The following is a 21,469-nucleotide window of genomic DNA, read 5'->3' on the forward strand; positions in this document are numbered from 1 at the left end:
GTCATGGTTCGGCCCTCCCCAAGGGAAGGCGCGACTCTTTTTGTGCGATTTCAGCCCAAGCCGTTCATCTTCAGCACTGTGCCCAGATAGATGCTGCTGGCCTGAACCAGCTGCTGCACTTGGATGTACTCGTCGGTGCTGTGTGCCTGTGCCAGATCACCGGGGCCGCAAATCACGCAAGGAAAACCCAAGTTGGGCGCATCAGTCCCGCCTGGAAAAGCAGTGACCTCCGGCTCCCGCCCCAACACCTCACGGGCCGCTTCTGTCAGCGAGGCCACTATGGCAGAGTCCCGAGGCACGTTGAGTGCGGGGGCCAAGAGGGTCGGACCCGAGACTTCGGCTTTCAGGTCCGGTAGTGTTTTCTTCAGCTCCCGCAGACGGCGGCGATAGTCTTCCAGGATGTCCTCCGGCTCTTCGCCCGGTAAAAACCGACGGTCTACCTCCATTTCGCAATAGTCCGGGATGCCTGAAACAAACGCGCCGCCACGGATCACATTCATCGAAAACCGGCCTGTACCGCACAGCGGGTGCGGCGCGGGGTTTTGCTGCAATTCAGCGTTCAGGCCTGACAGATGCCCGATCACTTTCCCCATATGCTCAACCGCGTTGACACCGTTTTCGGGGCCCGAGGAATGAGTGGCCCGTCCATAGGTCCGGATCATCGCTCCCAGTTGGCCCTTGTGCGACGGGCAGATCGCCAGCTTTGAAGGCTCGCCGATGATGCCAAAGTCGGCGCGGGGGCCATTACGGCCCATCTCTGCCGAACCCGTCAGCAAATGCTCCTCGTCCGAAATACCGGCAATGATCAGATCACCCGGCAGTTCGGTTCCGCTGGCCTGCAGCATCCGGATCACCTCCAGATAGCAGGCAAAGGCCCCCTTCATGTCGCAGGACCCGCGCCCTGTCACTTTGCCGTCCACCAGCCGCGCTTCAAAGGCATCGCCATACCCTTCGACGCCAACGGTATCCATATGCGCGGCCAGCATGATGGTTGGGCCGCCACCGGTTCCTTTCAGCCGCCCCCAGATATTGGGGCGTCCCGGCGCAACTTCGCGCCATCCGGTCTCCAGCCCCAGCACGTGGAAACGGGCCAGCAGATCTTCGGCCAACTCCTGCTCGCGGTGGCCCTCTGTGGGTGTGTCGTCAAACGGATTCACGCTTTGGATCCGGATCAGCTCAATCAGCGTATTCGTCAGCCGTGTTACATCGGGAGTTTCATGCATCATCAGATCTTTCGTCACACCGCCGCCCGGGCCTTGCCCACCCGAGCATTCAGGCGGCCACCGTCGGCCAACGCCAGCACCATCATGATCTCGTCAGGGCGTGGGCTGTCCGCCACGCTGACCGTCATTGCGTCAAAGTGATCAAACGACCAGAGGTCATCCTTGTGCCCCAGCGGAACGTCCAACGCAGTGCCCGCAACAGCCAGCTTCGCCGCTGATGGAATTAGAGCTTTGCCGCCGCCAATAGGTGCCCGCATCACCTTGCCCAGCTTGGGGTGCAACAGCGCATGGCCGTGTTCGATGTCGCCGTTGACACCAACAATGGCCGCCTTGCCATAAGACACCGCCACGCCCGGCAGATACGGCAGCGCAGCCTGCATCAGCTGTTCCCCCAGGGTTTCGCCTATATCGAACAGCGGGTTCAGATCGGCTTCAAACCGCCCGGCAAAGGGGTTTGCGATAATTCCGCAAGCGGCGACGCGGGTGACCGGAGCAGGAGAGGCCTGTCCGGCCTCTTCAAACACGGTTTCGCAGTAGACCGCAATCTTGCGCAGTTTCATGGTATTCTCCTTTCGCAAAATACCTGCGGGGGTGGTCAAGAAACAGCCCGCCCCCGCAGGCTTATGGCATCAATATATGCCATAAACCTCTTCGTCGCCCCGCGCCTTCAGGCTGCCTTGCTTGACCGCATCGACCACGTCGCGCAGATCCGCCAGAAAGGTGTCGGCAATCTGGTAATGATGGCAACTGAGCATCAGCAGGATCGCGTCCGGCTTGCTGCCAATGTTGATCGCCCAGCCTTTGGCCATCAGACCATCAGCCACCGCCAGAATGTTCAGGTCTTCTGCCTTGAAGGCGAAATGCGGCCCCTGTGGCGTGCCTAGGATCTCCAGACCTTCGATGGCTTCAATGCCCTTGCAGAAAGCTTTGCGGCCTTTGATGATATCCGCAGTGACCCGATGGAAGCCGTCGCGACCAAGGAAGTTGAACACAGCCCAAGCCGACGCAATTGGTCCAGAGTTGCGCGAACCAGCGGTATTTTTGGAGTAGTAGTCGCCCGCATTCCAGTTGTTGGCAGCAAAGCCTTGCCATTTCACCAGCGCCTCATCCCGCAACACCAGGATAGAGCAGCCGCGATAGCCATAGCCATATTTGTGGAAATCTGCCGACATCGAGGTCACGCCCGGCACCTGGAAATCGAAATCCGGCACGTCTTCGCCCAGTTCCCTGGCAAAGGGCAACATAAAACCACCGATGCAGGCATCCACATGCATCCACAGATCATGTTTCTGGGCCAGCCCGGCAATCTCGGCGATCGGGTCGACCACGCCCAGCGGGAACGGGGGGCAGGAGCCCACCAGCATGATGGTATTTTCGTTGATCGCCGCTTCCATCCCGGCCACATCGGCGCGATAGTCCGGGCTCTCTTGCATCTGGATCACGTCGATGCCCAGGAAATGCGACAGTTTGTTGAACACCGCATAGGCCGATTGCGGCACGATGATATTCGGGCTGATGATCCCCTTCTGATCCCGTGCCCGGTCACGCGCGGTTTTCAGCGCCAAAACAATACTTTCGGAGCCGCCTGTGGTAATCGTGGCAGCGGCGTTTTCTGGCGCATTGAACAGGTCTTTTACCATGGCAATGACATCGGTTTCATATTTGCGGACCGACGGGTGTAATCCGGTCTGATGCACCACGTTGTCACCGATGTGTTTGACAAAAGCTTCCTTTGCAACCTCGGCGACCTCTGGGCCGCCATAGTACGAGGCGGTTAGATTGTTCAGCGAAAACCAGTCCCAATCTCCTGCGCGGGCGGCGTCCATTTCGTCCAGGATTTCAACCCGGCGCTTTCCGGTTTCAGGAAAGCACAAAGTGTTCTGATTTGTAGTCATTGCAGGCCTCATTCAGGCAATTTCGTTGCCTGCAAACTTGCAGCAGGCGCGCTTCTTGCACAAATCGAAAGAACTTTAGCTAGGGCAAGGCAAATTTGGTCAAGACTTGCGTTCATTAGGAACAGGATCTGGGGTGTTGTCACGTTAACCCCCAGTCTTCGAGGAAATCCCGATGCTTGAATTTCGAGCTGCTCGGGTGGCGGCAAGCCAGGCATCGAATACCGCGAGACGGCAGAAGCGGATTGGCAAAGTCGAGCGACGACGTTCCGGGATACCACGGGCACGGGCGGAATCATTATTGTCGCGCAGGGCGCGCAGGGATTTGCCAAAGGGGAACCGTGCGACGTCTAGGGCAAACAGGATCGAGGCGATCAGCAGGCCAAACACCATGTAGTAATCGCCGAACTAGTAGTCGCGGATGAACTTGTACTCTCCCAACCGCAGATAGGGCGGGCGCACCATACCCTTGGCGCATCCGGTGATGTGGGACTGGCCAAGCACTTACTGACTGAAGGCAAAGGTGACGAGCACCTCATAGATGCCTTGCACGGAACAACATCACTTATTCCCGGCCATATGTGCGCTGCTGAATGTCAATCGCGCTGATTTCAGCATGGCAGGCGGTGAGAAACGTCGCTTCGGCGTCGGAGCGGCGGCGCGCCGGGTTGGTGACCAGATTGATCGATACCATCGGCAGGTTGTCATAGGGCGGCAACTGGCGGATGTGGCCGGCGGCGACATCGTGTTTGGCAACGTGAACGGGCAGGGCACCAATGCCTACGTTAGACATGATCATCCGGCGGATTTCATGGAGGCTGGACGACATGCCACGCCAGCTGTTGGCCAGGCCAAGACGGGCCCGCAATCGGGCGATGGCCTCAAGCGGGCCGCCCTCGGCTTCGGTTTGAAAAGCGACAAAAGGTTCGCCCTCCAAATCCTTTGGCTCGATCCCATCGGCATCGAACAGCGGGTGGCGCGCGCCGCAGTAGAGGCCAAAGTATTCATGATACAGCACCATCGTGTCCAGATTCTGGGGCGGATTCGTCAGCAGGCAAATGCCCAGACTGGCGCGATTCTGCGAGATCATGGTCTCGACGTCATCGCTTTCATGCACTGAAAAGGAATACGTCACATGGGGATGTGCGGTCGAAAACCGATCGAGAAAGTCATCAAAGTGCTCCGAGACAACCGAGCTGGTTGTAACGATGGAAATATGTCCGCGCAGCTCGGCGTTTTCTGTGTTGAGCAGTGACGGCAATTGTGAAATCGAGCCAAAGATCTTGGCGCATTCGGTATACAGCGACTGCCCCGGGCGGGTGATGGAAAATTCATTTGGTTTCCGGATGATAAGCCTTTGACCGGTGGTCTGTTCCAGACGTTTCAGCGCCGCAGAGACAGTAGGCTGTTTCAACCCCAGGAAATCCGCAGCCTTGGAAATGCCGCGCTGTTCAACCACCACCATGAAGGTGCGCAACAGGTTCCAGTCCAGGTTCCAGGGAAAGCGTTGTTGTTCCGGTAAGCTCATAGATCACATCTATATTGATAATGGGTAATATTTATTTGCACGATACAAGATCGTCATGCAAGGCTCAGGTCGAGCGGGGCTAACCGCATATTCTGCAAGGGCGTTGATCCCCTGCAAAAATCAACAGGAGAGAGACAAGATGACTGTTCGCCGTACCATCCTGAAATCTGCATTCGCCGCAGTCGGCATGGCGGTTCTGGGGCTGAACGCTGCCGTTGCCGAAGAGCTGGATAGCCTTAAGGAAACGGGTGTGATCCGGATCGCGATGTCGGGGGCCTACCCTCCGTTCAACTTTGTGAATGATGAAAACCAGGTTGTCGGGTTCGACCCGGCGGTTGGGGCCGAAATCGCCAAACGAATGGGGATGGAAGCCGAAGTGGTCACCACCGCCTGGGACGGGATCATTGGCGGTCTGCTGGCCAATAAATACGACGCCATCGTCGGGTCGATGACCATCACTGCCGAACGTGATGAGGTCGTTGATTTCGTTGGCCCCTATTACTCCGACAAACGCGCGATCTTTACCAAACCCGGCTCGGGCATCGCCAGCCTGGATGATCTGGCGGGCAAGAAGGTCGGGCTGACTCTGGGTGAAACCCACGAAGACTGGGCCCGCGAAAAGGGCTATGATGTCAACACCTACAAGGGCCTGCCCGAGCTGCTGCTGGAGCTGGAAAACGGTCGGGTCGACGCCATCGTGAACGATTCGATTGCCGCCATTCTGGCGATGTCGTCCAAGGGGCAGGAATTCGAGATGTTTGCCGACCCCACCACCGAACCCTTTGGCGCAGGTATCGCCATCCGCCAGGGCAACCCGGCGCTGGCCGCCGAAATGCAAAAGGCACTGGATTCCATGATGGAAGACGGCACTTATCTGGCGCTGGCCAAGAAATGGATCGGCGCGGACATCCGCTAAAGCTGACCTCTCCCGCCGCCCTCGGGTGACGGGAGAGCCACCTGTCACGTCACAGAGGGGACGACATGGACGTTGAACTGATGCTGAAGGTCTATCCCTTCTTTCTGGAGGCGGCCTGGATCACCATTCTGTTGTCGGTCCTCACAGCTATTCTGGGTCTGATCTGCGGGGCATTGGGGGTCGCGGCGCGGCTGTCGCGCTTTGCGGTGTTGCGGTTCATCGGCGCTGCCTATGTCAGCGTGTTCCGCGGCACGCCTGCATTGATCCAACTGTTCATTCTCTATTTCGGTGGGCCGCAGATCGGCATTCAGCTGGATGCTTTTGAGGCCGGGGTAATCGGGCTGGGCGTCAATGCCGGGGCCTATATGACCGAAACCATCCGCGGCGCAATCATCGCCATCGACAAAGGTCAGCGCGAGGCCGCCCGCACCCTGGGCCTGAGCCAGTGGCAGGGCATGTACCGGGTGATCCTGCCGCAGGCCGCCCGTCTGATGGTTCGCCCGCTTGGGGTCAACTTGAACATGCTGGTAAAGTCCACCGCGCTGGTGGCCGCCATATCGGTGATCGAGCTGACCTATACCGCGCAGCGTTATATCGGGTCGACGTACAAGCCTTTTGAAATGTTCCTGCTGGCCGGGATTCTCTACATGATCATCATCTCTGTGGTGGGTCGGGGCGTTGCCTGGGTCGACCGCAAAGTCCAGATCACCTGATCGGGAAAGGAAAGACAAATGGGTCTCGATTTTTCGATTATCCCCAAATACCTGGACGTTGTCCTGCTAGGCTGTGCCTGGACCATCGGCATCACCGTAGCTGCGGCGATCCTCAGCTTTTTCGGGGGTATCGTCTTTGCGGTGGTCTCGCTGTATGCGCCCTGGATCATCCGCCAGCCGTTTCGCCTGATCGAATGGGTGTTCATGGGCACACCACTGTTGCTGCAGCTGTTCCTGATCTATTTCGGTCTGGTGCAGATCGGCATTGACCTGCCGGCATTCGTGGCCGGGATCATCGGGCTGGGGCTGCATTTTGCGGTCTATAATTCCGAACTGATCCAGACCGCTATCCTGGCGGTGGACAAAGGCCAGATGGAGGCCGCCCGAACCATGGGGTTGAGCCGGGGCCAGGCGCTGCGCAAGGTGGTGATCCCCCAGGCGGTGCGCGATGTGATCCCCCCTATTGGCAACAACATGATCGCCCTGCTCAAGGACAGCGCCCTGGTGTCGGTGATTGGCGTCAGCGAGCTGACCCTGTCGGCCCAGCGGGTCATCGGCAAGACCTATCGCCCGTTCGAATTCTACATGCTGGCGGCCGCCTGCTACTATGTCATCAATCTTTGCATGGAATGGGTGCAGCGCAAGATCGAGCGCCGCATCTCCATATCCCGTTGAGCGAGCGAGGCTCTCATGACCGAACAGACAGCATTTGTTGAAATCCGCCACGCCCAAAAATCCTTTGGTACCCTGGAGGTTCTGAAAGACATCAGCCTGAGTGTTGATCGGGGCCAGATCGTCGGCATCATCGGGTCGTCCGGGTCGGGCAAATCCACCCTATTGCGGGCGATCAATGATCTGGACCCTCTGACCGGCGGCGAAGTCTGGCTGGACGGGGTGCAGGTGAACAAGAAACTACCCCATCGCCAGTACGAAAAGCACATCAACGAGATGCGCCAGCAAGTCGGCATGGTGTTTCAGCATTTCAACCTGTTCCCGCATATGACCGCCCGCGAAAACGTCACCATGGCGCCGATGATGCTGAAAGGGTTGTCCAAGGACGCGGCAAACAGACTGGCCGAGGAGCAACTGGACCATGTCGGGATGCTGGAGCGGATCGACTATTACCCCTCGCAGCTGTCGGGCGGCCAGAAGCAACGAGTGGCGATTGCCCGGGCGCTGGCGATGAAACCCAAGCTGATGTTGTTTGACGAAGCGACATCGGCGCTGGACCCTGAGCTGGTGGAAGAGGTGAACCAGGTGATGCGCAAACTGGCGCAGGAACATATGACCATGATCATCGTCACCCACGAGATGGATTTTGCTGCTTCGGTCTGTGACCGGGTTCTGTTCATGGACAAGGGCGTTGTGGTCGAAGAAGGCCCGCCCGAGGTGCTGTTCCGCAATCCGTCCCGGGATCGCACCCGGGAATTTCTCCGCAAACACATCGAGGCCGCACAGTGAGCGACGACTCTTATCTGTTCTACCAGTCCCGCAACCCGCGCCCGTTTCTGGATCATGGCGACGGCATCTATCTGATTGATGAGACCGGCAAACGCTATATCGACGGATCGTCTGGTGCGATGGTGTCCAACATTGGCCATTCCAACCCCCGTGTTCTGGCCAAGATCAAAGCCCAGATGGACAAGGCCACCTTTGGGTATCGGCTGCATTTCCGCACCCATCCGTCCGAGGATCTGGCCGCCAAGACCGTGGCCATGACGCCAGAGGGGCTGGACCGGGTGTTCTTTGTCTCTGGCGGGTCCGAAGCGGTCGAAAGCGCGGTGAAACTGGCCCGGCAATATGCGCTGACCCAGGGGCAGGAGACGCGATACAAGGTGATATCGCGGTTCCCCTCCTATCATGGTTGTACCTTTGGAGCGCTGGATCTGACCGGTTATGACCCGCTGCGCGAACCCTTTGCTCCGATGCTGGAAGGGATGCCCAAGATCGACGCCCCGGCTACTTATTTGGACCGTGACAACCTGAGCGAAGAAGACCGCGGTCTGAAATATGCCAACCTGCTGCGCGACAAGATCCTGGAGGAGGGGGCTGAAAACGTTCTGGCCTTTGTGATGGAGCCGGTGGGCGGCGCGTCAACCGGGGCGCTTGTGGCGCCGGACAGCTACTATGGCCGCATCCGCGAGATCTGCGATGAATTCGGGGTGCTGCTGATCTATGACGAGGTGATGACCGGGGCCGGTCGCACCGGTAAATTCTTGGCTGCTGAACATTGGGGCATCACCCCTGATATCGTCGCCATGTCCAAAGGGTTCGGTGCGGGATATGCACCGCTGGGAGCGGTGGTTGCCCAGGCACGGCTGGTCGAACCGGTGCTGGATGCCGGTGGATTTCTGCATGGGTTTACCTATGCCGGCAATCCATTGGCCTGTTCCGCCGGATTGGCGGTGCTGGAAGAGATGGAAGACCAGGGCCTGATCGACAATGCCGCCCGCATGGGCGAGGTGCTGATGGGCGAACTACGCGCGCTGATGGAACGTTATCCCTTTATCGGCGATGTGCGCGGCAAAGGGCTGTTGACGGCCTTTGAATTCGTCGCCGACCGCAACACGATGGAACCGCTGGACCCGAGTTTGAACGCCTATGACCGGCTGGTCGAACTGGCCTATGAACGGGGGCTGATCATCTATTCGCGCCGCACCCGGGGCGGGACCGCAGGCGATCACTTTCTGATCGCGCCACCACTGATCATCACCCCGGACCAGATTGCCGAAATGATGGTGATCCTGCGCGACGCTCTGGACGCATTTGCGTTCGAAACTGGCCTGCCGGTGGGAAAGGCTGCGGCATGAAGCTTCCGGACAAACGATGCAGTATTGAATCTGCGATTTCACGAATCCGGGACGGGTCCACGGTGATGGTGGGTGGCTTTGGTGTGCCGGGCACGCCGATGACGCTGATCCGGGCGCTGGTCGAGCATGGCGCGCGCGATCTGACGCTGATCAAGAATGATGCCAATGAACCGGATCTGGGCATCGACCATCTTCTGCAAAGCGGCCAGGTGTCGCGGCTGATCACCACCCATCTGGGGCTGAATAGCCATGCCATTGCGCTGATGAACGAAGGGCGCATTCAGGTTGAATTCAACGCACAGGGCATTTTGGCCGAACGTATCCGCGCCGGGGGCGCGGGGATTGGTGCCGTGCTGAGCGATATCGGCATCGGCACCGAGCTGGCCGAAGGAAAACAAGTGGTCGAGGTGGCAGGCAAGCCGCATCTGCTGGAAACCGCCCTGCGCGCTGATGTGGCGCTGATCCATGCGGATCAGGCCGACACGTTTGGCAATTTGACCTATGCCGCCACCGCGCAGAATTTCAACCCGTTGATGGCCATGGCCGCGGATGGCGTGATTGCCGAGGCGGAAACCGTGCTTTTGCCCGGCGGTTTGGATGCCAACCAGATCCACACCACCGGGGTATTTGTTGATTACCTTGTCGAACTGACTGATCTGTCTGAGGAATACGCCGTTGTCCAACGCTAGAGACCGGATGATCGCCCGTGCTGCACGCGAAATTGCCCCGGGGATGGTGGTCAATCTGGGGATTGGCCTGCCGACGCGGGTGATCAATCACCTGCCTGCCGATTTCCCGGTGTGTCTGCACACCGAAAACGGCATGACTGGTATCGGACCGACCCTGGCCGCCGACCACGCCGACCGCAATCTGATCGATGCAGGCGGTGCCTATGTGTCGACAGTTCCGGGGTCGGCGTTCTTTGACAGCGCCACAAGCTTTGCCATGGTGCGGTCGGGGCGGTTGGACCTGACCATGCTGGGCGCGTTCGAGGTGGGGGCCAATGGCGATCTGGCCAACTGGAAGATTCCCGGCAAATTCAGCCCCGGCGTCGGCGGCGGCATCGAGCTGGCGCAAAAGGCGCGCCGGGTGATGGTGCTGACCACCCATACCGACCGCGCCGGAAACCCCAAGCTCAAGGCCGCATGTGAACTGCCGCTGACCGCGCGTGGATGCGTGGCGCGGGTGTTTACCGAAATGGCGGTGATCGACATCACGCCTCAGGGCTATGCGCTGATCGAAATCGCCGACGGCGTGGATGTTCAGGACGTGATCGCCGCAACCGGGGCACCGCTGCATCTGCCCGACACGGCCCTGCCAACTTTCTGAGGGATCTCATGCAAGACGATCTGAACACCAACCTGTGTAACGCCGTGGATGCGGCCTTTGACCAGCAGGTGCAGTTTCTCTCTGACCTGACGGCGCATCCGTCGACCCGGGGAAACGAACAATCCGCGCAGGCTTTCATGGCAACGGCGCTGAGCGAGCGGGGGTACGAATTGGACCGCTGGCAGATCGACGTGGCCGAGATCAGCCATCTTCCCGGGTTCTCTCCGGTGATCGGTGACTATGAGGACGCGGTGAATGTGGTCGGTACCCATCGGTCCCGGACTCAGTCAGGCCGGTCGCTGATCCTGAACGGTCACATCGACGTCGTGCCCGCCGGGCCGCTGGACATGTGGGACAGCCCGCCGTTTGAACCGCGGGTCGAAGACGGTTGGCTGTATGGCCGGGGCGGTGGCGACATGAAGGCGGGGTTGGCATCGAACCTTTTTGCGCTGGATGCGCTGGCGGCCTGTGGGCTGGCCCCGGGAGGCGATGTGTTTTTCCAATCCGTGGTCGAAGAGGAATGCACCGGCAATGGCGCGCTGGCCTGTCTGGCGCGCGGTTATGCTGCCGATGCGGCGCTGATCCCAGAGCCGTTTTCCGAACATCTGGTCACCGCCCAGCTAGGGGTGATCTGGTTCCAGGTGCACCTGCGTGGCCGCCCGACCCATGTTGCCTATGCCGGCAGCGGCGCCAATGCGATCGAGGCGGCCTTTCCCCTGATCCGTGCGCTGCACGAGATGGAACACCGCTGGAACGCCGCCGAACACCGCCCCGCCGACTATGCCCATATGGACCACGCGCTGAATCTGAATCTGGGCAAGATCGAAGGCGGCGACTGGACCAGCTCGGTTCCGGCGTGGGCGGTATTTGACGTGCGTATGGCGATCTTTCCGGGCCAATCCATCGAGGCGGCCAAGACCGAGATCGAACAGGTCATTCTGGACGCGGCGCGCGACAATGACTTTCTGCGCAATTCCCTGCCCGAGATCGTCTATCACGGATTCCATGCCGAAGGTTATGCGCTGTCACAGGACAGTTCGGCCAAGGCGCAATCCGCCATCGCGGCGCTGGATCAGGCGCATCAGACCGCAACGGGCGAGGCATTGGTGCGCGAGGCAATCACCGCCACCACCGATGCGCGGTTCTTTGGACTTTATGCCGATACGCCCGCGCTGGTCTATGGTCCCCGCGCCGAGGCCATTCACGGGTTCAACGAACGGGTTGAACTGGAGAGCATGCGCCGGGTGACCAAGGCCACGGCGATGTTCATCGCCGATTGGTGCGGCGTTGAAACCATTTAAAGGAATACCAATGCGCCAAGCCGTCATTGTCTCGACTGCCCGTACCCCAATGGCCAAGGCCTATCGCGGTGCGTTCAACAACCTCGAAGTGCCCAGCCTGGCCGCCCCTGCTGTGCGCGCGGCCATTGACCGCGCCGGGATCGACGGGAGTGCGATCGAAGAGATCGTCTTTGGGTCGGCCCTGACACAGGGTTCGGCAGGGATCAACGTGGCCCGCCACATTGCCCAGGCGGCGGGGTTACCTGACAGCGTGGCAGGGGCCACGGTGGACCGCCAATGCGCCTCGGGCCTGAACGCCATCGCCATTGCCACGCATATGGTGCAGGGCGACGGGGTTGAGGTGGCGCTGGCGGGCGGGGTCGACAGTATCTCGCTGGTGCAGAACGCGCAGTGGAACGGCCACCGCTATCGCGATCCGACCGTAGCGGATGCCTATTACATGGCGATGCTGGACACCGCCGAAGTGGTGGCAGACCGCTATGGCGTCAGCCGCGCGGCCCAGGATGCCTATGCGCTGCGCAGCCAACAGCGCACCGCCCGGGCGCAGGAACAGGGGCTGTCTGCCAAAGAAATCGTGCCGGTCGAGGCGGTCAAACTGGTCACTGACAAGGCCACCGGCGACACATACGAACAGCAGGTACGGCTGACACAGGACGAATGCAATCGCCCAGGGACCACAGCCCAAGGGTTGGCGGCGCTGACACCGGTGCGTGGTGACGGCAAAACCGTGACCGCTGGCAATGCCAGCCAGCTGTCGGATGGCGCTGCGGCGCTGGTGGTGATGGAAGCCGCAGAGGCCGCCCGCCGCGGGCTGGAACCGCTGGGGGCGCTGCGTGGATTTGCGGTTGCCGGAGTCGCGCCCGACGAAATGGGCATCGGCCCCGTGGTCGCCGTCCCGCGCCTGTTGCAGCGTGCGGGGCTGGGTGTGGCGGACATTGACCTGTGGGAGATCAACGAAGCCTTTGCCGCGCAACTGCTTTATTGCCGCGATCATCTGGACATCCCCGACGACCGGCTGAATGTGAACGGCGGCGCGATTTCCATTGGCCATCCCTACGGTATGTCCGGCGCGCGTATGGTCGGCCATGTCCTGCTAGAAGGGCAGCGCCGCAAGGCGAAATGGGCCGTCGTCTCTATGTGTGTCGGCGGCGGCCAGGGAGCCGCCGGGCTGGTCGAAATATTCTGAGGAGGTCATCATGCCTGTGCTTTCATCCGATCAGGTCTCATCGTTGCTGGCGCTGCGCCACGACCTGCACCGTCGCCCCGAGGTGTCGGGCCAAGAGCAGGAAACTGCCGCGCGTATCACCGCCGAGCTGACGCTGCTGGGGGCGGATCGCCTGTGGCAGGGGCTGGGTGGGCATGGTGTCGCCGCCGAGTTCACCGGCGCAGGCGAGGGGCCGACCGTCCTGTTGCGCTGTGAGCTGGACGGGTTGCCGATCCGCGAGATTTCCAATCTGCCCTACCAGTCAGAGATCGAAGGCAGGGGGCATCTATGCGGTCATGACGGCCATATGGTGTCATTGCTGGGGGTTGCGATGGGGCTGGCCCGGCGGCCTGCCCGGGGACGGGTGATCCTGCTGTTCCAACCGGCCGAAGAAACCGGGGCCGGGGCGCAGGCGGTGATCGAGGATCCCCGCTGGCCGGAGATCCGCCCAGATTATGCTTTTGCCTATCACAATGTGCCGGGCCGCCCGTTGGGCGAAATCGGACTGCGCCCGGGGCCGGGCAATTGTGCCTCACGCGGGATGCAGATCACAATGGAGGGCAAAAGCTCGCATGCGGCCTTGCCCGAGGATGGGGTGTCGCCCGGTCCAGCCATGGCAGCGCTGATGACGTCGCTGCCGGGGCTCAGTCAGGGGCAGATCGGCGACCAGGATTTCGCGCTGGCGACCCTGACCCACGCGATGCTGGGAGAGCCGACATTCGGCATCGCCCCGGCCGACGGAGAGCTTCGGGTGACGCTGCGGTCGATGACCAACGAACGTATGGACCGCATGATGGCGGACGCTATGGCGCGGGTCGACCGTGTCACTTCCGGGCTATCCGTCAATGTACAGTGGCATGATGTATTCCGCTCGGTGGTCAATGACCCCGAGGCCACAGCGATGGCCCGTACGGTCGCCAGTGTGCTGGGGCTGGCTGTGACCGACATGGAGATCCCGATGCGCTGGTCCGAAGATTTTGGCCGGATTGGCGACGATGGGGCGCAAGCAGCGCTGTTGTATGTGGGATCGGGTGTGGATCACCCCCAGCTGCACAACCCGGATTATGATTTCCCCGATGCGCTGGTGCCGGTGGTAACGGATCTGTTCTGTGCCCTGATTGACCAGCTGCTGGGCAGGGCCGTGGTGTGAGCATGCCCGATCACGGTGTCCCTTCGTGGTGTACCATCCACCGCAATCGCATTTCGCGGAATCTGGAGCTGGCGCTGGGGCTGCTGCCCGCAGGCCGTCGGTTCTGTGCTGTGCTCAAGGCGGATGCCTATGGGCATGGCATAGGTCAGGTGGTGCCGCTGGTGCAGGAACAGGGGGTCACCTGCATCGGCATCACCTCAAACGCCGAGGCCCGCGCGGTGCGGGACATGGGGTTTGACGGCGCGCTGATGCGTCTGCGGGCGGCCACCCCGCAGGAAATTCGCGCCGGTCAATCGGACCGGATCGAGGAACAGGTGGCCTCGGTTGCGATGGCCCAACAGATGCGCGCGGATCTGGACGCGGGACACCACCATGCCCCGGTGCATCTGGCTCTGAACGCGGCGGGCATGTCGCGCGACGCGCTGGAAATCGCTACCCCCGCCGGACAGGATGCCTGTGGCAGGATTCTGGAAATCATGGGGTCGGAAGTTGCCGGGATCTGTACCCATTTTCCGTCCAATGAGCCGCCGGAGTTGCAGCAAAGCGCAGCCGTGTTTCAGCAGCAGGTGGGTTGGGTGATCGACAACAGCGGCCTATCCCGCGCGGATGTGGTGGTGCATGCGGGCAGCTCGTTGACCCTGGTATCCGGGGTGCAGATCGATACGGATATGTATCGCTGTGGTGCGATCCTTTATGGCATCCTGAGGCCCGATCTGGGGTTCTGCAGCACCATGGACCTGGAGGCCCAGGTGGTCAGCCTTCAGCGGTATCCCGGCGGATCCAGCGTGGGTTATGACCGCGCCGGGCGTTTGGGGCAACCGCGTCTGCTTGCCTGCATCTCGATCGGCTATCAGAATGGCTTTCGGCGCCTGTCCGATGGGCAATCCGTGGTTTCCATCCGCAACGGCCTGGCGCCAGTCATTGGCAAAGTGTCGATGAATGCCATCGTCGCCGATGTCACCGATATCGAAGATGTCCGGATCGGTGACAGTGTCACCGTTATCGGTGGCCAAGGGCGCGCCCAGATCGCGCCGCCCCTGGCCGAAAGTCAGTTCCGCACGATCATGGCCGATCTTTACACCGATTGGGGGCAGCGCAATCACCGGGTCTACTGTTAAGGCTTTGGTGTACAGGTCGGGTTTTGAACGTGCTTCCCCTTACCCCTGACGGACTTATCCAACGGCCTGGGTGATGTGAGCGATACCTGAACCGCTATTCTTGTCTGGCGACAGGGTAGGGGATCCTCGCATTTCCTCCAAAATCTTTTCTCGGAAGACTTCGGTCGACGTTTTCCACCCAAGACATTTGCGGGGAAACCAACATCTGGCCCGGCAATTGGTGTTTTCGACGATGTCTTTTTGCCAAGGGCTGGAGGGATCACAGAACCAGGTTTGCGTCCAGATAGCGGCCAACTGACAAACTCAGTACCGCGATCGAAGTGATGGATCGACGAGCAACGAGGGGAAGGTCTTTGATGGTTTTCATGATCCTTCCCATCACAGGTTTCGTGCGCGCCGCTCCGCAATCATCAGTTGCGCGGCGTTCACGCAGGTTTAGCTCCCTGTGCTCCATTTTCCATTCTCCTTACTTTCCAGCAAGATAGGGGATTTGTCGCAACGGGGTTTAGAATGCCCCCCCTGTGCGACCCAGATACGCGTAATCTATCTTATGTTAATAAATCTGATTTCCTTCGAAAGGGGATGGCCAACCTGACGTCCATCCTTAGCTGTTGGAAACCGCTAGAATGAACCCCATCGCAATCGCTGTGGAAACCGCGCGTGCCGTGTTTGCGGCACACAGTCCGGACCCTGGGTTTCCGTAAAACTCTCTACAAAACGTTCAGAAAGATCCAGCACCACAGCGGTTTCCCCTGAGGTTTTCCCAAAAGCAGCTTGTTGAAGCATATCCTTCTCGCGATTGGTTATGCGTGACATGTCAGCACTCGGCGAAAAGTCAAATGGCTCAATCACTACATTCTGCAGCAAACCGGCAAATTTGGCTATGTCAGCGAGACTAATTTTGAGGATCATACCTCGTAATTTCGCATGAGGTCCGGCACAATAGAAACCCGCATCTTTTCTCCACTGTCACCCTCTTTTGGCACTGTAATACCTCGGTGCAAGACAAAAAATCTGATCACTGCACCAGCATATTTCTGAACGCCTGTCACTCCACCCCTCCCACGCCTAGCATTGACACCGCGTCAACCTGACAATTCAATCAGAAACAAAACGGCCGGATCCTCTGAAATGCCGGTCCTAAACCGCGCTCGCAGCGATCGACCAAAGTGAGCCCAGAGGTCCCGAATTGCCACTTTGCAGTGGAGATCTGCTATGCTTGAGGTGGCCAGGGGCGACAAACCCCGACCTGACACTGCGATGAATCGGCCAATCTACTCAGATGCGTTTTGCATTGTGCCTTTGCCATCGACCCTGGGCGATAATTGCGCGGACGGGGTCTGATTGCCAATCGTGCCTCGCAAAGACCCGGCTCATCGAACCAACTGTTCTGTCGGCAACCACAACGCACAAAGTCCGATCAGAACCTCCCAGCGTGTTCATGAAGACAGATGACCAAGCTTTGTCAGAGATCAGACGTTTCTCAAGCTCTGAATACGTCGTCTATGCTGATGTCTGACACAGACGTTTTTCCGGCCAATGCCATAGTTGTCTTCAGTTCCTGCTCAAGGATGTTCAACAAGGCGGCAACGCCTTCCTGACCCATTGCGCCCAACGCATAGACCATGGCGCGGCCAAGAAGGACCCCTGACGCGCCAAGAGCTCGTGCGCGAAATATGTCCATTCCAGTGCGCACACCGGAATCCATCAACAACTCCATCCTGTCACCCACAGCATCTGCGATTTCTGGTAACAACGAGATTGAGCTTGCGGCCCCATCCAATTGGCGCCCCCCGTGGTTTGAGACGATGATCGTTTCAATGCCCATCCCCGCCGCAAGACGCGCGTCTGCGACATCCATGACACCTTTCAACACAATCGGTCCGCCCCATTCTTTGCGGATCCATTCGATGTCGTCCCAATCCAGCGCCGGATCGACCATTTCCTTGGCCCAGGCAAGAAGGCTGCTCAGATCGTCCACGCCCTTTGCATGGCCAATCACATTGCCAAAGCCCTTGTAGGGCGTTTTTGCCATTTCGAGCGCCCAACGCGGTTTGGTCGCTATGTTGAGCATGTTCTTTAGATTTGGGCGGATCGACAGCTGGTTTTTCACATCCTTATGGCGTTGTCCAAGCATCGCCAGGTCCATCGTCACCACCAGATGTGAACATCCGGCAGCCTTGGCGCGGTGGATAAGATCGCGGACAAATTCGCGATCTTTGACCACGTAAAGCTGAAACCAGAACGGCGTGCCTGTCGCCTCTTTGACCTGTTCGATCGAGCAAATAGACATCGTCGACAATATGAAGGGAACGCCAAAGTCACGCGCCGCTTTTGCGACCTTGATCTCGCCCCCGGCGTTTTGGATGCCAAGCATGCCAACAGGGGCAAAGGCAACGGGCAACTGGGCCGCCGCGCCGGTCATTCTGGTGCGGGTATCGATATCCGTGACGTCAATTCCCACGCGTTGACGAATGTTGACATTGCCAAAATCGGCTTCGTTTTTTCTGAATGTTGTTTCCGAATACGACCCTGATTCCGCATAGTCATAGAACATTTTCGGGACCCGGCGTTGATAGAGCGCACGGAAATCTTCAACACATGTGATGGTTGGCATTGCCCGGCCTCCTTACGCCATTCCGACCTGAACCTGATTTGGTCGCATATCATCTGGTCGAGACATCAGAATTTCGGTCAGATCAGCCTTTAGGGACGCATAGACCGGATCATCAATAACGTTCCGCAACTCATGGGGATCGTTTTCAAGGTCGTACATTTCGCCAGCGCCTGACTTCAGATCGATTGTCAGTTTGGCCGTCTTGCTGCGGACGGTTCGCAGGGACAGGCCGACACCGACGCGACCGGGCAGAAGCTCCCATTCGCTCATGGCCGCGTCGCGCGTTCCGTCACCCGAAATGACATCATGCATGGATCGTCCGTGGATCTCCATCAGGCTGTCCGCTCCGGCCCAGTCCATAAATGTTGCGCCAAAGTCCAATGTCGAAAGGGGTTCAGAGCTGACTTTACCTGCTGGTACATCCGGCCCTTTCACGATGGCACGGACATTCAGCAGGCCCTCGAACGGCATCGGCCCCTTCAGCACCAAACCGTGATCCCCCAGCCAATCGCCATGGTCCGCAGTGTAGACAATGTAGGTGTTGTCGGCCAATCCTTGCGCCTCCAATTCGGTGATGATGCGGCCAACGGAATGGTCGATCAAAGAGAGCTGGCCATAGGTGTTGGCGATCACCTCACGCAGGTGCTCATCCGAGATTTCGGGATAGCGTGAATAGCTTGTGCGGATCTCTGCGCCTTTACCCTCGATCTTTGTTTCAACCGCGGCCTGGTGCCACCAAGGTCGACCCTCGAAATCACGCGTTCGATGTTCTGGTAAATCGACGTCTTCAGGTCGATGCAAGGAAGCCCATGGTTCAGGGCAATCAAACGGGTGGTGTGGATCAGGGAACGACACCCACATGCAAAACGGCTTGTCATGATCCTGTTTGATGAAATCAATTGCGCGGTCCGCAATCCAAGTGGAGTTATGCCACGCCACAGGGAGCTTTGATGACCATACCTGAGGCGCGCCATTGTGGTCACGATGGCTTTCCCAAAGCAGTTTGTTTTTTTGCGCACCCCGACCATCCCCATAATACCATTCCTCATAAGCCAGACCGGCAGGAGGTTTCTCGGGCAGCCACCAGTTGTGCCCGATGTGAACAAGCTCGGCATGATCGAACCCCATATAGGGACCACGCCATCCCGCGGGCACTTTGGTTGAACCGGGAATGGATTCTACCGTGTCGCTGTCACCGTAGGTGTGATAGGTCGCAAAATGCGCTTTCCCGATCTTTGCGGTGTGATATCCGGCAGCAGACAACGACGCCGCAAACCCTTTTTCACCCAGCTCAGGATCCAGATCGATCCCGTTGTCATGCACGCCATGGGTGCGCGGCAACAAACCAGTCAGGATAGAAGCCCTTGCAGGCTGACAGACAACGCAAGGCGTCACGACCGTTTCAAGGCTGGTGCCCTCAGCGGCAAGCATGTCCAGATGTGGCGTATAGACGTTGCGCCCGCGAAACCCATAGCAATCGCCACGCTGTTGGTCCGAAGTGATGAAAAGAATGTTTGGGCGGGTCATTTTTTGTCTGCCTTTGGCTTGCGTAGAGATATGAAGAGTACGCCCACGGCGCACAGGATGAACGCCGCCGCGAGTGGGCTTTTGAGAAGAAACAAGGGATCGCCGCCTGTCGCCGAAAACGCCTGACGCGCGGTTTCTTCGATGCGCCCCCCCAACACGAACCCAATGACGAACGGGAGCGGCGAGATCGCAAAGCGCATCATGAAATAACCCAGTATCCCGAATGCAAAGGCGAACCAGATCGCGCTCATCGAGGTTTCCTGAACATAAAGAGATGCGAGTGTAAGAAGCAGAACGACGGGCAACAGATATTGCTTCGGGATGCGAACAAGGGCACCAAGAAACCGCATGAGAAACCCGCCGATTGTCCAGTTCAGAAGGTTGGCCAGGATCATGGTGGTGAAAAGCCCGAAGGCGATCACGAGTTCAGGGTTCAAATCTGTCGAGAACTTGAAAACTGCTGGGCCTGGGTTGAACCCCCCAATGGACTCTGCTGCCAGGATCAGAAATACGGCCGCCGTGTTGCCGGGAATGCCAAGCGACAGAACCGGAATGAGGTTCGCCCCCGAAACCGAAGAATTTGCGGCTTCTGTCGCGGCAATACCTTCGGGCGCACCCTGCCCAAACTCTGGGTCCTCAGGCTTTTTATTTTTTGCGTGGAACCGTTTGCCGGTCGCATATCCAATCGTCGCTGCAAGCGTCGATCCCACACCGGGCAGTGCGCCGATTGTGGTGCCAATAAGTGCTGACCGGCCGATATAAGGAAGGATCCGCCGAATGTCGGCCCAGTGGAGGCGCTGGTCGCCTGTGTCCTTGGCAACTTCAATCGCTCCTTTGCGGCGCGTTTGGTTCCACAGGTTTTCAAGCTCGCTGAAAATGGCCCCGATGACCAGCACACCAATCACCGCTGCGGTGATGGGAATCCCGTCGGAAAGTGCCGAACTGCCAAAGCTTAGGCGGGGATAAAAATCATCACCGGTTCCGATATATACCGCCAGAAGACCAAGCCCGCAGCTCAAAAGCCCTTTGGCAGCGGATCCACCGACGACCGCTGCGATGAAACTAAGCGATAGGATCAAAAGCGCAGTTTTTTCGGGAAGGTCCAAATAGGATTCAACAAGGATCGCCAGAAACGGGGCACAGACAATCAGAACAATGTCCGAAAACGTATCCCCCGAAACAGACGAGAAATGGGAAATCTTGAGCGCCTTTCGGGCTTTTCCCGATTGCGCCATTGGATAACCATCAAGCGTGGTCATAAAGGCGTCGGGCGTGCCGGGGGTGTTAAATAAAATCGCAGGAACCGCGCCCCCGACTGTTGATCCTTTCATGACCCCGATCAGAAACCCCATCACGGGCAAAAGCGCATCGGACGTGAAGCCAAATACAGAAATGAGGATCGGTAAGGAAATGGCCATCGCAATGACCCCGCCCAATCCGGGGGTTGCGCCAACGACGATCCCAAGAACCAGACCGAACGCGACCATCATGACGGTGATGGAAATCGAAACGCCAAGGAAAGAGAATGCCTCGGGTCCCTGAAAAACCGCCAGGATACCAAGCCAGATGTAGTCAAGAGTGCCCACGTCAACCATCAGACATCTCCATTTGGTGGCAGCAGCACATCATCAAATGGCAAGTCATAGAGCACGATGATCCCAGCGACGGCCGCAAGCGCGATCAACGCTGCGCGCCATGTCAGTCGCTGTTCCACAAACGAGGTCATGGCAAAGACCATGAACCCGCCGCCCATTACGAAACCTGTATATTTCCACGGTATGGTGTCGCGCAGAAGTCTGTAATCTTCGCCGCCAAACAGGTTGGCCGCGACGGGTCCCGCCCATCGCATCACAACAATCCCGATGACTCCGAACAGGGTGATGGCACCAATATAGATCACGTTGTTGCGAGAGGGGCGGTCGTTTTCGCCACCACGTTCAAGCAGCAGCAACAGGCCTGAAATCAGGATAAACGCAGCGGCCAATGTCGGAGCGAGGCTGTCGCCCACGACATATTGTCCGCGGGACCGTTCAACCAACCCGGTGTCGGTGTCCAAAGGGATCCAGACGAAGGCAAGGATCAAAGCGAAGGCAATACAGCCCACACCCAGTGCCTTGGTGGCAGAGAGCTTTCGCATATCG

The 21,469-nt window shown here is 58.9% G+C and carries 21 protein-coding genes; 11 read left to right on the top strand and 10 right to left on the bottom strand.

From position 1 onward, the window contains the following. Positions 1–50: 50 nt before the first annotated feature. The 5 genes from K3727_23235 to K3727_23255 all read right to left on the bottom strand — a co-directional run bounded on the left by K3727_23235 (position 51) and on the right by K3727_23255 (position 4,643). A complete protein-coding gene (locus K3727_23235; protein UWQ93723.1) occupies positions 51–1,226 on the bottom strand; it encodes a M20/M25/M40 family metallo-hydrolase in 1,176 nt (391 codons plus the stop codon). Positions 1,227–1,237: 11 nt separating this feature from the next. Next, a complete protein-coding gene (locus tag K3727_23240) occupies positions 1,238–1,783 on the bottom strand; it encodes an amino acid synthesis family protein (protein ID UWQ93724.1) in 546 nt (181 codons plus the stop codon). 69 nt (positions 1,784–1,852) lie between these two features. Further along, positions 1,853–3,118 (bottom strand): aminotransferase class V-fold PLP-dependent enzyme, encoded by a 1,266-nt coding sequence (locus K3727_23245; protein ID UWQ93725.1) that lies wholly within the window; start codon positions 3,116–3,118, stop codon positions 1,853–1,855. Positions 3,119–3,262: 144 nt separating this feature from the next. Next, complete coding sequence (locus K3727_23250; GenBank protein UWQ93726.1) at positions 3,263–3,508, bottom strand: hypothetical protein; 246 nt, start codon at positions 3,506–3,508, stop codon at positions 3,263–3,265. A gap of 172 nt (positions 3,509–3,680) precedes the next feature. After that, entirely contained in the window at positions 3,681–4,643 is a 963-nt protein-coding gene (locus tag K3727_23255) for a LysR family transcriptional regulator (protein UWQ93727.1), read from the bottom strand. 139 nt (positions 4,644–4,782) lie between these two features. On the opposite strand from K3727_23255, the gene K3727_23260 reads away from it, so the two are divergent. The 11 genes from K3727_23260 (at position 4,783) to K3727_23310 (ending at position 15,184) form a co-directional block, all read left to right on the top strand. Then, complete coding sequence (locus tag K3727_23260) at positions 4,783–5,559, top strand: transporter substrate-binding domain-containing protein (protein UWQ93728.1); 777 nt, start codon at positions 4,783–4,785, stop codon at positions 5,557–5,559. A gap of 65 nt (positions 5,560–5,624) precedes the next feature. Continuing rightward, the gene (locus K3727_23265) at positions 5,625–6,272 is read left to right on the top strand and encodes an amino acid ABC transporter permease (GenBank protein UWQ93729.1); all 648 of its coding nucleotides are present in this window, start codon (positions 5,625–5,627) and stop codon (positions 6,270–6,272) included. 18 nt (positions 6,273–6,290) lie between these two features. Next, positions 6,291–6,947 carry an amino acid ABC transporter permease gene (locus K3727_23270; GenBank protein ID UWQ93730.1) on the top strand — a complete coding sequence of 219 codons (657 nt, stop codon included), beginning with the start codon at positions 6,291–6,293 and terminating at the stop codon, positions 6,945–6,947. A gap of 15 nt (positions 6,948–6,962) precedes the next feature. Continuing rightward, entirely contained in the window at positions 6,963–7,733 is a 771-nt protein-coding gene (locus tag K3727_23275) for an amino acid ABC transporter ATP-binding protein (GenBank protein UWQ93731.1), read from the top strand. Further along, positions 7,730–9,082, top strand: a complete 1,353-nt coding sequence (locus K3727_23280; GenBank protein ID UWQ93732.1) for an aspartate aminotransferase family protein — start codon at positions 7,730–7,732, stop codon at positions 9,080–9,082. Before K3727_23275 ends, K3727_23280 begins: the two co-directional genes overlap by 4 nt. Continuing rightward, positions 9,079–9,771 carry a CoA transferase subunit A gene (locus K3727_23285; GenBank protein UWQ93733.1) on the top strand — a complete coding sequence of 231 codons (693 nt, stop codon included), beginning with the start codon at positions 9,079–9,081 and terminating at the stop codon, positions 9,769–9,771. Before K3727_23280 ends, K3727_23285 begins: the two co-directional genes overlap by 4 nt. Before the next feature lie 7 nt (positions 9,772–9,778). After that, positions 9,779–10,411 (top strand): CoA-transferase subunit beta, encoded by a 633-nt coding sequence (locus tag K3727_23290; GenBank protein UWQ93948.1) that lies wholly within the window; start codon positions 9,779–9,781, stop codon positions 10,409–10,411. 8 nt (positions 10,412–10,419) lie between these two features. Further along, a complete protein-coding gene (locus tag K3727_23295) occupies positions 10,420–11,712 on the top strand; it encodes an ArgE/DapE family deacylase (protein ID UWQ93734.1) in 1,293 nt (430 codons plus the stop codon). A gap of 10 nt (positions 11,713–11,722) precedes the next feature. Further along, positions 11,723–12,898 (top strand): acetyl-CoA C-acyltransferase, encoded by a 1,176-nt coding sequence (locus tag K3727_23300; GenBank protein UWQ93735.1) that lies wholly within the window; start codon positions 11,723–11,725, stop codon positions 12,896–12,898. A gap of 10 nt (positions 12,899–12,908) precedes the next feature. Next, positions 12,909–14,066 carry an amidohydrolase gene (locus K3727_23305; protein UWQ93736.1) on the top strand — a complete coding sequence of 386 codons (1,158 nt, stop codon included), beginning with the start codon at positions 12,909–12,911 and terminating at the stop codon, positions 14,064–14,066. 2 nt (positions 14,067–14,068) lie between these two features. Further along, the gene (locus K3727_23310) at positions 14,069–15,184 is read left to right on the top strand and encodes an alanine racemase (GenBank protein ID UWQ93949.1); all 1,116 of its coding nucleotides are present in this window, start codon (positions 14,069–14,071) and stop codon (positions 15,182–15,184) included. A 259-nt stretch (positions 15,185–15,443) separates the two neighbouring features. Here K3727_23310 and K3727_23315 read toward each other — a convergent pair whose 3' ends face one another. The 5 genes from K3727_23315 to K3727_23335 all read right to left on the bottom strand — a co-directional run bounded on the left by K3727_23315 (position 15,444) and on the right by K3727_23335 (position 21,465). Then, entirely contained in the window at positions 15,444–15,638 is a 195-nt protein-coding gene (locus tag K3727_23315) for a hypothetical protein (GenBank protein ID UWQ93737.1), read from the bottom strand. Positions 15,639–16,667: 1,029 nt separating this feature from the next. Continuing rightward, the gene (locus K3727_23320) at positions 16,668–17,801 is read right to left on the bottom strand and encodes an alpha-hydroxy-acid oxidizing protein (GenBank protein UWQ93738.1); all 1,134 of its coding nucleotides are present in this window, start codon (positions 17,799–17,801) and stop codon (positions 16,668–16,670) included. Between the two features lie 12 nt (positions 17,802–17,813). After that, positions 17,814–19,328, bottom strand: a complete 1,515-nt coding sequence (locus tag K3727_23325; GenBank protein UWQ93739.1) for a sulfatase-like hydrolase/transferase — start codon at positions 19,326–19,328, stop codon at positions 17,814–17,816. Then, complete coding sequence (locus tag K3727_23330) at positions 19,325–20,923, bottom strand: tripartite tricarboxylate transporter permease (GenBank protein UWQ93740.1); 1,599 nt, start codon at positions 20,921–20,923, stop codon at positions 19,325–19,327. Before K3727_23330 ends, K3727_23325 begins: the two co-directional genes overlap by 4 nt. After that, positions 20,923–21,465, bottom strand: a complete 543-nt coding sequence (locus K3727_23335; GenBank protein UWQ93741.1) for a hypothetical protein — start codon at positions 21,463–21,465, stop codon at positions 20,923–20,925. The genes K3727_23330 and K3727_23335 overlap by 1 nt, the downstream gene beginning before the upstream one ends. Positions 21,466–21,469 lie beyond the last annotated feature (4 nt).

The sequence above is a fragment of the Rhodobacteraceae bacterium M382 genome, assembly GCA_025141015.1.
Classification (GTDB): domain Bacteria; phylum Pseudomonadota; class Alphaproteobacteria; order Rhodobacterales; family Rhodobacteraceae; genus Aliisedimentitalea; species Aliisedimentitalea scapharcae.